This window comes from Asticcacaulis aquihabitans (genome assembly GCF_032490435.1).
Lineage (GTDB): Bacteria > Pseudomonadota > Alphaproteobacteria > Caulobacterales > Caulobacteraceae > Asticcacaulis.
In genome coordinates this window covers 650148-662911 of record NZ_JAVGWM010000001.1, presented here as the reverse complement: position 1 = coordinate 662911, position 12764 = coordinate 650148, and the positions used below count along the sequence as shown (strand labels likewise).

Annotated in this window: 8 protein-coding genes; 6 read left to right on the top strand and 2 right to left on the bottom strand. The window is 62.0% G+C overall.

Features of this window, described 5'->3' with window-relative positions; translation table 11 throughout:
* The first annotated feature begins 14 nt into the window (after nucleotides 1–14).
* Together RCJ00_RS03230 and RCJ00_RS03225 are read left to right on the top strand one after the other, a co-directional pair.
* Nucleotides 15–2159 carry a WD40/YVTN/BNR-like repeat-containing protein gene (locus RCJ00_RS03230; protein ID WP_316220239.1) on the top strand — a complete coding sequence of 715 codons (2145 nt, stop codon included), beginning with the start codon at nucleotides 15–17 and terminating at the stop codon, nucleotides 2157–2159.
* A 33-nt stretch (nucleotides 2160–2192) separates the two neighbouring features.
* Nucleotides 2193–2846, top strand: a complete 654-nt coding sequence (locus RCJ00_RS03225) for a glutathione S-transferase family protein (protein WP_316220238.1) — start codon at nucleotides 2193–2195, stop codon at nucleotides 2844–2846.
* A gap of 20 nt (nucleotides 2847–2866) precedes the next feature.
* On the opposite strand, the gene RCJ00_RS03220 is transcribed toward RCJ00_RS03225, so the two are convergent.
* A complete protein-coding gene (locus RCJ00_RS03220) occupies nucleotides 2867–4594 on the bottom strand; it encodes a glycoside hydrolase family 43 protein (protein ID WP_316220237.1) in 1728 nt (575 codons plus the stop codon).
* 10 nt (nucleotides 4595–4604) lie between these two features.
* Nucleotides 4605–5714 carry an endo-1,4-beta-xylanase gene (locus tag RCJ00_RS03215; RefSeq protein WP_316220236.1) on the bottom strand — a complete coding sequence of 370 codons (1110 nt, stop codon included), beginning with the start codon at nucleotides 5712–5714 and terminating at the stop codon, nucleotides 4605–4607.
* A gap of 128 nt (nucleotides 5715–5842) precedes the next feature.
* Here RCJ00_RS03215 and RCJ00_RS03210 point away from each other — a divergent pair, with 128 nt between their 5' ends.
* The 4 genes from RCJ00_RS03210 (at nucleotide 5843) to RCJ00_RS03195 (ending at nucleotide 12729) form a co-directional block, all read left to right on the top strand.
* Nucleotides 5843–8248: a glycoside hydrolase family 3 N-terminal domain-containing protein gene (locus tag RCJ00_RS03210; protein WP_316220235.1), complete on the top strand. Its 2406-nt coding sequence runs from the start codon at nucleotides 5843–5845 to the stop codon at nucleotides 8246–8248.
* Between the two features lie 127 nt (nucleotides 8249–8375).
* On the top strand, nucleotides 8376–9179 hold the full coding sequence (locus RCJ00_RS03205; protein WP_316220233.1) for a GDSL-type esterase/lipase family protein: 804 nt from the start codon (nucleotides 8376–8378) through the stop codon (nucleotides 9177–9179).
* Nucleotides 9179–10183 carry a cupin-like domain-containing protein gene (locus RCJ00_RS03200; RefSeq protein WP_316220231.1) on the top strand — a complete coding sequence of 335 codons (1005 nt, stop codon included), beginning with the start codon at nucleotides 9179–9181 and terminating at the stop codon, nucleotides 10181–10183. Before RCJ00_RS03205 ends, RCJ00_RS03200 begins: the two co-directional genes overlap by 1 nt.
* The gene (locus tag RCJ00_RS03195; RefSeq protein ID WP_316220230.1) at nucleotides 10180–12729 is read left to right on the top strand and encodes a glycosyl hydrolase 115 family protein; all 2550 of its coding nucleotides are present in this window, start codon (nucleotides 10180–10182) and stop codon (nucleotides 12727–12729) included. Before RCJ00_RS03200 ends, RCJ00_RS03195 begins: the two co-directional genes overlap by 4 nt.
* The last annotated feature ends 35 nt before the right edge of the window (nucleotides 12730–12764 follow it).

The window sequence follows — 12764 nt, the reverse complement described above, 5'->3', positions numbered from 1 at the left end:
CGCGGGAGAGATACATGCCAGGCAAGTCAATTGGCAAAGCTATTTGGGCGGGGCTGCTGGGCGGAGTGTGTCTCTTGGCGGGGGGCGTAAGCGCGCAGGCCGAATCGTACAGCTGGAAAACCATTCCCTTTCACGGCGGCGGCTTTGTCGACGGCTTCCTCTATCATCCGAAACAACCCGGCATCCTGTACGCCCGCACCGATGTCGGCGGCATGTATCGCTACGACTATGCGGGAAAACGCTGGATGCCGTTGATGGACGGTTTCGGCAAGGCCGACTGGGACTGCTTTGGCACCATGACCATGGCGGTCGACCCACAATATCCAGACCGCCTCTATGCCACCTGCGGGCTTTACCTCAACGACCGGGTTCCAGACGGCGCCGTCATCCGCTCTGACGATCGCGGCGCGACCTGGGCCATCACCCGGCTGGCGGGCGTCAAGCTCGGCGGCAATGCCATGGGCCGTGGCACGGGCGAACGGTTACAGGTCGATCCGGCCGACAGCAATACGCTGTGGCTGGGCACCAACCGCGATGGCCTGTGGGTCAGCCATGACCGGGGCGTGACCTTTGCCCGCGTGGCCAGCTATACGCCGAAATCGGTTAGCGTGGTGCGGATGGCCGGTGGCGCGATCTATGTGGGTTCGGGTGAAACCGGCGACGGGCTTTACCGCTCCCTCGATGGCGGCAAGACGTTTGTGCGCGTTCCCGGTTCGCCAAAGCTGATCCCGCATCAGATGGCGGTCGCCGCCGACGGCACGGCCTTTATTACCTTCGCCGATGGGCTGGGGCCATGGGGCGTTACGGACGGTGCGGTCTTCAAGCTGAACGGCGATGCCTGGACCGACATCACTCCGCAAAAGCCGGACGCAGCCACGTCGTTCGGCTATTCCGGGCTCGACCTGTCGCCCGATGGCACCTTGGTTGTCTCGACCTCATGCCGCTACGCCACCCATGACGACATCTATGTCAGCCACGACGGCGGGGCGACCTGGCGCGCGGTCGGCGATACGGCCCGGCACGACCTGGGGGACCATGCGTGGCTGAAGGCCTATATGGGCGGATCGGACAAGGACGCGGGGGCGCGCAACCATATGGGCCATTGGCTCGACGCGGTGAAGATCAATCCCTTCAATCCGAAGGAGTTGATCTACGGCACCGGCTACGGCGTGTGGGTGGCCGATAATTTCGGCGCCAAGACCACGGATTTCGCCTTCCGCAACGACAATTTGGAAGAGACCGTCATCCTCGGGCTGGAAAGCCCGCCGCAAGGGCCGCGTGTTCTCATGGCGGCGGGCGATGTCGGCGGCTCCGCCTTCACCGACCTGACGCGCACGCCCCAGGACGGCCTGTTCACCCCGACCAACAAGACCAACCAGTCGGTGGCTTTCGCGGCGAAAAAGCCCAACCTGATTGTGCGCAGCGTCGATTTCGAGGCGGCGCGCGGCTTCATTTCGCATGATGGTGCGCACACCTGGACGCCCCTGCCGTCCGCGCCGCCGCCCATTGCGACGCGCGATTGGGAAAAGCACCGCGCGGGCAAGATCGCGATTTCGGCCGAAGGTACGGCCCTGGTTTGGGTGCCGGAAGGTGAGGGCGCCTATTTTTCCCACGACATGGGCCAGACCTGGACCCTGTCGCAAGGCTGGCCCAAACCCGAACGCGGCCAGGAAGCCATCGCCGACACGGTGAACGATGCCGTCTTTTACGTCTACGACCGGGCATCCGGCGTTGCGCGCGTATCGCACAATGGCGGCCGGACCTTCACCGCTTTGTTCACTTTGGAAAAGCCGGGTTGGGTCTTACAATTGCGCGCCGTGCCTGAACGTACCGGTGACCTGTGGCTGGCCGTGTCGTCGGGGCTGTACCACAGCGTCGATGGGCAACCGGCCAAGGTGGCGGGTGTCGACACGGCTTGGCAGGTCACGTTCGGCAAGGCGGCGCCCGGCCATGCTTATCCGGCGGTCTTCCTGTGGGGCGTGGTCGGCGGTGTCGAAGGTCTGTGGCGCTCAGACGACACCGGTGCGACTTGGGAACGCATCAATGACGACGCGCACCGCTTCGGTCAGATGCGCGCCATCGCCGGCGATCCGCGTGAATATGGCACCCTCTATATTGCGCCGGACGGCCGGGGCATCATTGTCGGGAAACGGGATTAGACCAGCGAGAGCGGCCAGAAGAGGAGCTTCCCCATGACTATCGTTATTACGGCGTTTGAACGTTCACCCGACGGAGGCCGGGGATTGGCGCGCGACACGCGTGTCCGTTGGGCGCTCGAAGAGGTGGAGCAGCCTTACGATGTGCGCCTGGTTTCGTTCCAGGATATGAAGGCGCCGGCGCATCTGGTGCTTCATCCCTTCGGCCAGATACCGACCTATGAGGAGGGTGATCTGGTCCTGTTCGAAACCGGCGCGATTGTGTTGCACATCGCGCAGCATCATCTGGGTCTGCTGCCTGAGGACACCCATGCGCGGGCACGCGCCATTGCGTGGATGTTTGCCGCCCTCAATACCGTGGAGCCGCCCATTCTCGAATATTCCACGGCCAAGCTGTTCGAAAAAGACCGGTCCTGGTCCGCCGAACGATTGCCCCTGGTTGCTGATCGCGTACGCGACCGGTTGAGGCCCCTGGTTGCCCATTTGGGCGATGCCGAATGGCTCGATGGCGGGTTCAGCGCCGGCGATCTCTTGATGGTGTCGGTACTGCTCAGGCTGAAAACCTCGGGCATATTGGACGAATTTCCGAACCTGGCCGCCTATGTTCGCCGGGGTGAAGCGCGACCGGCCTATATGAGGGCCTTCGCCGCGCAACTGGCCGTCAACACCCGCGTCATGCCGGGGACCTGATCCGGCAAGGCGAAGCGTGCTTATTTCGCCCCGAACGCATATAGTCCGATCACCGTGCCGACAAAGCCGCCGGCCTTGGCGGTCGAAAGATTGGTCGCATCTACATCGGTCGCAACGACTGTATCACCCGTACGGAAGACGGCCTTGCCATCCTTGAAGTCCGCCGTCAGGGCGACCCTACCGGCGGGAGCGGGGATCGATGCCACCACCACGCCGTCGCGTGGATCGGTCGGCCCAGCCCGGCGGGTCACTTCCAGCCGTTTCTGACCGTCGCGCAAGGTAATGCCGAAGAACAGGAAAAAATTGTCGTTCTGCATGGCCAGTATGCCCGCGCGGTCGCCTTCGGCCTGGGGCGTATAGCTAAGCATGGTGCGGAAGGTCGCCTCGTTGTGCCGCTGGCGCAGGCCAATAAAGGCTGGATGCGACGACAGGTCGCCTATGGCTTCGGGCAAGGCGGTCAACCCGACCGTCGCGGTGTCGAAGACCTCCAGGAACGGCGTCTTCGGCGTGCGGATCTGAAGCCAGTCCAGCGGTGCCTGGACGGAATAGCTGTAGCCATAGTGGTGCGAGAAGCGCGTGTAGTGCGTCTCGGTTTTAGTTTCCGGTGTCTGGGCGGGCAGTTTAGGCCAATCCACCGTCCGCGGTATCGCCTGGCCATGCGGCAGGATCACCGGCCAGCCATCGGTCCATGTGACGGGCAACAGAAAGGTTTCGCGGCCGGTATTGTAGAGGTCGCCCGTATAGGGCTGTGTCGCCAGGAAGACGGCGTACCAGTCGCCGTTTTGCGTCTGGACCAGATCGGCATGACCCGCTGAGGTGATAGGTGCGGGGCGCGCCGGGTCGAGGTCGCGCTGCGTCAGGATCGGATTGCCGCTCCAGGGCAGGTAGGGCCCGGTCACGCTGTCGGCGCGCAGGATGACCTCGCTGTGGTTTACGCTGGTTCCGCCTTCGGCCGCCATCAGATAATAATGGCCGCCCGTCTTGTAGATGTGCGGGCCTTCGATCCACACCGGTTTTTTCGAAATATCGACTCCGCCATTGACCACCACACGGCGCGGCCCCGTGAGGGTATTGGTCTTAGGATCGAATTCCTGCAACCAGATGGCGCGATGGCCGTCATAAAGCGGCGTGCCTTCCGGGGCGTCATTATAGACGATCCAGGCGCGGCCATCGTCGTCCCAGAACAGGCTCGGGTCGATACCGCCGAACGGCAGCCATATCGGATCACTCCATGGACCCGCGGCGGATTTGGCGGTGATCAGGAAGTTGCCCTTGCAGTCGACGCAGGTGTTGAGGATGTAGAAGGTGTCGCCATGGTGGGTGATGTCGGGGGCGAACACACCGCGCGATGTCGCCAGGCCGGAAAAATCCAGCATGCCGGGCCGGTCGATGGCGTTGCCGATCTGAGTCCAGTTGACCAGGTCGCGCGAGTGGAAGACCGGAATGCCGGGATAGTAGGCAAAGCTGGAATTGACCAGGTAATAGTCGTCGCCAACCCGCGTGATCGACGGGTCGGGGTAATAGCCGGGCAGGATCGGGTTTTCGTATTGCGGTGTCGTCGGCTTGGCCAGGCCGGGGCGCTGGCTGTCGAGACGGATATCCGAAAACACGGCCTGTCCCGCCTTGGGTGTGGGGAGGGGACCGGACGCGGGCAGGGTGGCGCAGGCCGACAGAGCGGCGGCCAGACTGAACGCAGATAGCCTGAGCGCAGATAGCCTAAGCGCAGCGAGGGTGATGGCGATTTTCATGTCTGATGTCCTACCGGGCTGGGGCGTGACGGAAGGCCTGGGCGATGGCTTCGCGCAGGGGCTTGGGGCGGAACTGATCGTCGTAAGGCGTGGGGCGCAACGGCAGCTTATCGGCGCGCGGGGTGAACCCCTGCAACCAGTTGTACTGGTCCGGCATGCCCCAGAACAGCACGTCCTTTGTCTGCTTGTAGCTCAGCATCTGGTCGAGATAGATGCGGCCGACCGTGGCGACAATGGCGTCGCGCTGTTCGATGTCGCCCGTCGGGATGGTCTGGTCATCGACATCGAATTCGGTGATAAGCAGGTCGAGGTCGAGCGCCACCGTGGCGTCGAGGAAGTCTTTCCATTGGTTGACCTGACCGCCCAGAAGATCGTAGCCGTTGCCGATGTGCGATTGCACACCCAGGGCATCGATCGGCACCTTGTTGTCACGGAACCAGCGCAGCAGCGTCAGCACACCCTTGCGGTGGTTTTCATTGCCGGCTTCCCAGCTCATATAGTCGTTATAGACAAGCTGCGTCTTTGGCAGATGCTCGCGCGTCGCTTCGAAGGCGATACGCATCGTGTCCATGCCCAGCACGCGCGAAAAGGCATTTTCGCGGACCTCGCCCGTCTTCGGGTCGATGGTTTCGTTGACCACGTCCCATGAGGTCAGGCGGTCGCCATAATGATCGGCGACGGTGGCGATATAGTCGCGGAGCAGCTTTTCAGCGGCGACCTTCGGCTTGGGACCGAAATCGTAGGTCTTCAGCCAGTTCGGCGTAAATTCGTCGCGCGCCCAGAACAGGTTGTGTCCGCGCATGGCGATGTGGTTGGCCTGCGCCCACGCCAATAATTCATCGGCCGGTTTGAAATTGTAGTCGGTCGCGTTTTTGTTGTGCGTGACATACATCTTCAACTCGTTTTCCGGTACGATGATGTTGCATTCACGCAGGATCAGGTCGCGCACTTTCGGGTCGGAGAACGCATTCATGCCCACCGCCGTGCCGTAACGAATCCCCTTTGCCGCAGCCAGATCCTTGAGTGCCGCGTCTGTGCTGGCAAAGGCGGGAAGGGCGGCAACCGCGCCGGTTGTAGCACCGGCGGCCAGGGCCGCGCGGCGGGTGAGATTTTGATTCATGACATTTCCCTGTTGAATTTTTCTTTGTTACCGCTAACAGTGTCATTCTTCAATTGCGGCGTCAAGCGCAGGGGGGCACCAATCCCGGCACTCATGACGTCTAACAAAAAACACAGCAGGGATACCCCATGACGAAGATCACCGCTCCGGTCCTGACGCGCCGTCTGTTCGGCGCCTCCACGCTCGCTCTATCCGCCGCCACCGCTTCGGGCGCATTGGCCGCCAGCAAGAAAAAAGCCGAAAAGCTGCCGTACAAGGACCCGACGCTGTCCGTTGACGCACGTGTCGAAGACCTGCTTGGGCGGATGACCCTGGAAGAAAAAGTCGCGCAGATGCTGTGCGTCTGGCAAAAGAAGGGCGACATCCAGGACCCGGACGGCAAGTTCAATCCGTCAAAGGCCTCCGCCGTCTATCCGAATGGCCTGGGCATGGTGGCGCGTCCATCCGACCAGCAGGGGCTGGCGACGACAACCGGCGCCGGTGATTCGGGCGCCATGGGCAACCGCAACGCCTTTGAAACCGCCACCCACGTCAATGCCATGCAGAAGTGGGCGGTCGAACAAACCCGCCTCGGCATCCCCATGATCATGCACGAAGAATCGCTGCACGGCTATGTCGCCAAGGATGCGACCTCCTTCCCGCAGGCGATCGGCCTGGCCTCGTCCTTCGATCCGGCCCTGGCGGAAAAGATTTTCTCGGTCGCCGCCCGTGAAATGCGCGCCCGCGGCGCTAATCTGGCCTTGGCGCCGGTCGTCGATGTGGCGCGTGAGCCGCGTTGGGGCCGCATCGAGGAAACCTATGGCGAAGACCCGTACCTGTGCGGCGAGATGGGCAAGGCGGCCGTCATCGGTTTCCAGGGCAAGACCCTGCCGCTGGCCAAGGACAAGGTGTTCGCCACCCTGAAGCACATGACTGGCCACGGCCAGCCCGAAAACGGCACCAATGTCGGTCCGGCCGAGGTGTCGGAACGCACCCTGCGCGAAGACTTTTTCCCGCCATTCGAAAAGATCGTCAAGGAAACCAATATCCGCGCGGTCATGCCGTCCTATAACGAAATCGATGGCGTGCCGTCCCATGCCAACAAATGGCTCCTCACCACTATCCTGCGTGGGGAGTGGGGCTTCAAGGGCGTCACCGTCTCCGACTATTTCGCCATCAACGAAATGATCACCCGGCACAAACTGGTGCCCAATGTGACCGAAGCCGCCTATCGTGCCTTCAAGGCCGGGGTCGATATCGAAACCCCGGACAATCAGACCTATGGCACCTTGATCGACCTGGTGAAGGCGGGGCGCATTTCAGAAGACGAAATTACAGTCGTCGTGCGCCGCATCCTGGAAATCAAGGTGCAGTCCGGCCTGTTTGAAAACCCCTATGTCGACGCCAAGAAAGCCGACAGCCTGACCGCCACCCCAGACGCCGTCGCCCTGGCGCGCGAAGCGGCCACACGTTCGGTGGTGCTGTTGAAGAATACTGGCCTGCTGCCACTCAACGCCAAGAAGGTCGGCAAGCTGCTGGTGCTCGGCACCCACGCCAAGGATACGCCCATCGGCGGCTATTCCGACAAGCCGCGTCATGTCGTGTCCATCCTCGACGGTCTTCAGGCCGAAGGCAAGGCGCAGGGCTTCGACGTCGCTTATAGCGAAGGCGTCCGTATTACCGAACAGCGCATCTGGGGCCAGGATGTCATCAACTTCACGCCCGATGCCGTCAATGACAAGCTGATTGCTGACGCCGTCGAAGCCGCCAAGGCCGCCGACACCATCGTCATGGTTCTGGGCGATAACGAACAGACCTCACGTGAAGCCTGGGCGGACAATCACATGGGTGACCGTGACTCGCTCGACCTGATGGGGCGTCAGAACGATCTGGCTGCCGCCATCTTCGCCTTGAAAAAGCCGACGGTCGTCTTCCTGCTCAATGGCCGCCCGCTGTCGGTCAACCTGCTCAACGAAAAGGCCGATGCCTTGGTCGAAGGCTGGTACATGGGCCAGGAAACCGGCTGGGCTGCCGCCGATATCCTGTTCGGACGCGCCAATCCGGGCGGCAAGCTGCCGGTGTCGATTGCCCGCACTGTCGGCCAGCTGCCCATCTTTTATAATCACAAGCCGACCGCGCGTCGTGGCTATATCGATGGCGAAACCTCGCCCTTGTTCCCCTTCGGCTACGGCCTGAGCTACACCACCTTCGATATTTCGGCGCCCCGTCTGTCCAAGGCGACGATCGGTGTGTCGGATGGTGTCACTGTCTCCATCGACGTGCGCAATACCGGCGCGGTCAAGGGCGACGAGGTGGTTCAGCTCTATATTCGCGACGACTTCTCTTCGGTCACCCGCCCGGTCAAGGAACTGAAACGCTTCAGCCGCATCACCCTCAATCCGGGTGAAAGCCGTACGGTGACGTTCGACCTGACGCCGGCGGACCTGCAATTCTACAATATGGACATGCAGCGCGTCGTCGAACCGGGCACCTTTACGATTTCCGCAGGACCGAATAGTGTCGATCTGAAGACGGCGACTCTCACCGTAGCCTAAGGCGCTGTCCGGACATTCCGGACCTTTGCCGGACCAGGTGAGGGGCGCCGCGCAGGCGGAGCGTCCCTCATCTCACCCCTCTCCCGCTCGGGAAGGGAGAGGGGACCATTTTTGGACAGAGGCATTTATGACGGATATCAAGCGGCGCCACCTGTTGACCGGCGCTTTGGCGGGCGGGGCGGCCATGACCCTGGCCAGCGCGGCGGCGGCCCAGAACAAGGGGCAGGACACATATGAAGCCCAGGCGGTCCAGGCCGCCTTGCAGGATTACAAGGACCCGGCGACCCTGACGGTGCAGCCGGTCGGACAGGATTGGGCCCAGATGCGCCGTTACCGTCTTGCCAACGCCGATGCGATGAAATTGCCGGACAGTGCACGCAAGGTGGTGATGATGGGCGATTCCATCACCGACGGCTGGCCGGGGCAGTCGGGCACCTTCTACGCCGATAACGGCCTGATCGGCCGCGGCATCGGCGGTCAGGTGACCGGACAGATGCTAGTGCGTTTCATGGCCGATGTCGTCGCCCTGCGCCCCAAGGCCGTCCACATCATGGCCGGCACCAACGATGTGGCCCAGAACCAGGACCCCTACGATCCGGTGGCCACGACCAATAACCTTCAGGCCATGGCCAATCTGGCGACCATCTATGGCATCAAGGTCATCATGGCATCGGTGCCGCCCGCCGATCATTTCCCGTGGCGCCCGGAAGTCGGCAATCCACATGAGAAATTTGTGGCGCTCAACAACTGGATCAAATCGGTCTGTTCGGCCCAGGGCTATACCTATGTCGATTACTGGCCGGCCCTGGCGACAGAAGCCGGCGCCCTGCGGCCCGATTTCGGCAATGACGGCGTGCACCCCAACAGCATCGCCTATGCCGCGATGGCGCCCTATACCCAGGCGGCCATCGCCGCCGCGCTTGCGTCCTGATGCGCCCAATCCCGGTCGTGACCGGCATCGACCGCGCGCGGTTCGACGCCGATATCCTGCCGGCGGGGCAACCGGTCATCATGAAGGGGCTGGTCAATGACTGGCCCGCCGTCGCGCGGGCGCGCCAATCCGATGCGGCCGTTCGCGACTATCTGAAAGCCTTCGCGACCCCCGGCAAGGCCGTGCCCGTCTCGGTCCTGCCGCCGCTTTTCAAGGGGCGCTTCTTCTATAACGACGAGGTCAACGGCTATAATTTCACGACCGACACCCGGCCGCTGGCGGCCTTGTTCGACTGGCTGGTCGAAAATCGCGAGCGTGAGGATTTCGTCACCATCTACGCCCAGTCGGTGATCCTCAGCGAGTATATGCCGGGCTTTGAAGACGAAAACCGCCTGTCCCTGCTGGATACCTCCTTCGGGCCGCGCATGTGGATCGGTAATCGTGTCCGGACCCAGACCCATTTCGACCCGTCGCACAATATCGCCTGCCTGGTGGCGGGGCGCCGGCGTTTCACGCTGTTTCCGCCCGATCAGATCGATAACCTCTATCCTGGTCCCTTCGACTTCGCGCCTGGCGGTGTGCCGGTCAGCATGGCGTCCCTCGAAGACCCAGATTTTGAACGGTTCCCGCGTCTGAAAGACGCCCTGGAAGCCGGTTTGCAGGGCGACCTGGAACCGGGTGACGCTGTATTTGTGCCCTATGCCTGGTGGCACCATGTCCAATCGCGCGAAGGCTTCAATATTCTGGTCAATTACTGGTGGAACGACGCAGGCAGCGACTGGTTGTCGCCGAATACCGCCCTCTATGCCGCCATCCTGACCTTGCGCGACCTGCCACCGGCCCAGAAACAGGTGTGGCGGCATATTCTCGACCGCTATGTCTTCGATGCGCCGGATGAAGCGGTGGCGCACCTGCCGGATAGCGGCAAGCATGGCTTCGGCCGGATGACTCAGGCCGTTCGCGACAAGTTACGCGCCTTGATCAAGGGGAGTTTACGACTATGAAGCCTTGGCTTATTTCGGCCCTCCTGATGATTATGCCGGTGCGCGCCCTGGCCTGCGAAGGGGCCGTGGCGGTATGTGAAGGGACCGGTGACGGGTTCGCCCTGATCCGGGATGGACAGCCGGCCAAGGTCTATGTCGATGCCGATGCCGCCGCGCCTGTGCGCCGGGTGGCCGCCGACTTTGCCGCCGATCTGGAACGCGTGTCCGGGCGCAAGGCCGACATCGTTCATGACCTGACGGGCGGCGGCGATATCGTGATCATCGGGGAGTTGGGCCATTCAAAAGCCGTGGCGCAACTGGGCATCGATACGGCAGCGATCGCGGGCAAGTGGGAAGCCTATTCCCAGACGGTGATTGCGAGTAAGGCGGGCGGGCGGCTTCTGGTCATCGCCGGCGCCGACCCGCGCGGGACCATTTACGGGACCTATGACATTTCCGCCCGAATGGGCGTCTCGCCCTGGTATTGGTGGGCCGATGTGCCGGTGGTGCACAAAGACAATCTTTACGTGACGACGGGCACGCGCAGCGACGCGCCCAAGGTCCGGTATCGCGGCTTTTTCATCAATGACGAAGAACCGGCCTTCGGTGGCTGGGCGCGCCAAAAATTCGGCGGCATCAATCACGAGCTTTACGGCCACGTCTTCGAACTGAACCTGCGGCTGAAAGGCAATTATCTCTGGCCGGCCATGTGGGGCAAGGCCTTCGCCGATGACGATCCTGAAAACCTGAAGACAGCGCAAGCCTATGGCATCATCATGGGGACGTCGCACCATGAACCCATGACCCGCGCCCAGGAAGAATGGCATCGTCATCCCGAAACCGGCATTACCGGCGGCAAATGGGATTACACGCAAAATGGCGACAATCTGCGCGCCTTCTGGCGCGGCGGCATCGAACGCATGCACACGGGCGGCTTTGAAAATGTCGTGACCCTGGGGATGCGCGGTGATGGCGACGAGCCCATGACCGAAGGCACCGCGACGCAGCTTCTGGAAACCATTGTTGCCGATCAGCGCCGTATCATTGCCGATGTGACGGGAAAGCCGGCCGCGCAAACACCGCAGGTCTGGGCGCTCTACAAGGAGGTGCAGGACTATTACGATCACGGCATGCAGGTGCCGGATGATGTGACCCTGCTGTTCTCCGACGACAACTGGGGCCAAATCCGCCGCCTGCCGCGCCTGACCGGAGAAAAAACGGGTGAGACGCGGGCAGGGGGATATGGCGTCTATTACCATTTCGACTATGTCGGCGTGCCGCGTAACTATAAGTGGGTCAACACCAACCAGATCGAAAAGACCTGGCAGCAGATGGACCTGGCCTACGCCTCCGGGGCCAACCGCCTGTGGATCGTCAATGTCGGCGATATCAAGCCGATGGAATTTCCCTTGAGCTTCTTCATGGACATGGCCTGGAACCCCGAAGCCATGACGCCGGAAGCGCTAAAGGCCTATCCCGCTCGGTGGGCCGCGCAACAGTTCGGGCCGGACCATGCGGCGGACATCGGCGACATCCTGACGCGTTACAGCCAGTATAATGCGCGCAAGAAGCCGGAACTGATCGATGCCTCCGTGTTCGACCTGCCGTCACTATCGGATATGGAATTAGACTACGGGAGGCTGGCCGACCGAACCGAAGCCCTTTCAGGCACCCTACCGGCCGATGCGAAAAATGCCTATTATCAGTTGGTTGAATATCCGGTCGTTGCCAGTGCCAACCTTTATTCTCTGTATCTCCATGTCGCTGAAAATCACCGCTATGCGGCAAAGGGCGAACCCTGGGCCAATGTTGAAGCCGATGCCGCCGAAGCGGCTTTCCGAAAGGACGGCGCCCTGGTCGATGCCTATCACGCCTTGGCGGGTGGCAAGTGGGATCGGATGATGAGCCAGGTGCATACGGGTTACGACAACTGGCAGCAGCCGGACGCCCGGGTCATACCGCCTGTCAGCCGCCTGACGGTCAAACCCGGCGTTCGGGTCGTCCGCCCCGAAGGGCGTGACCGATTTACCTCCCGCCTGAGGTCCTCATCTGACGGGCGCTTTGCCGAAATTGACGGGCAGATTGCCATTGAGGCGGAACATTTCGCGCGCAAAACCGAAGCGGACGGCGTGCGTTGGCAGGTCATTCCCAATCTGGGCCGCACCCAGTCGTCCGTCATATCCCTGCCACAGACAGCGGCTGCGACGACGGACCGGTCGGTTCGGCTGGAATACGATATCACCCTGCAGAAGACGGCCGATGCGACGCTTCATCTCTATCTCGCCCCGACCTTCGACACGCGTAATGCCGGCGGTTTGCGCGTCGCGGTGGCCATAGATGACGGGCCGGCGCAGACTCTAAGTTTCAACCTCAAGCCCGATACACCGCAGTGGAGCCAGGCGGTAAAGGACAATATCGTCATCCTGTCCGCGCCGTTCACAGGCCTCAAGTCGGGCGACCATACGATCAAGGTCTTCCGCATGGACGGCAATGTGGTGCTGGAACGGCTGGTGCTTGATACCGGCGACCAGAAAACGTCGTATCTGGGGCCGCCGGAAACCCGATAACGAAGTAATTTGACGTCAGACGTGATGACGCAAGG

What these genes read in the sequence shown, in the direction of transcription:
- RCJ00_RS03195 (WP_316220230.1), top strand. Translation starts at nt 10,180, where the DNA reads ATGAAGCCTTGGCTTATTTCGGCCCTCCTGATGATTATGCCGGTGCGC.
- RCJ00_RS03210 (WP_316220235.1), top strand. Translation starts at nt 5,843, where the DNA reads ATGACGAAGATCACCGCTCCGGTCCTGACGCGCCGTCTGTTCGGCGCC.
- RCJ00_RS03205 (WP_316220233.1), top strand. Translation starts at nt 8,376, where the DNA reads ATGACGGATATCAAGCGGCGCCACCTGTTGACCGGCGCTTTGGCGGGC.
- RCJ00_RS03230 (WP_316220239.1), top strand. Translation starts at nt 15, where the DNA reads ATGCCAGGCAAGTCAATTGGCAAAGCTATTTGGGCGGGGCTGCTGGGC.
- RCJ00_RS03225 (WP_316220238.1), top strand. Translation starts at nt 2,193, where the DNA reads ATGACTATCGTTATTACGGCGTTTGAACGTTCACCCGACGGAGGCCGG.
- RCJ00_RS03200 (WP_316220231.1), top strand. Translation starts at nt 9,179, where the DNA reads ATGCGCCCAATCCCGGTCGTGACCGGCATCGACCGCGCGCGGTTCGAC.
- RCJ00_RS03215 (WP_316220236.1), bottom strand. Translation starts at nt 5,714, where the DNA reads ATGAATCAAAATCTCACCCGCCGCGCGGCCCTGGCCGCCGGTGCTACA.
- RCJ00_RS03220 (WP_316220237.1), bottom strand. Translation starts at nt 4,594, where the DNA reads ATGAAAATCGCCATCACCCTCGCTGCGCTTAGGCTATCTGCGCTCAGG.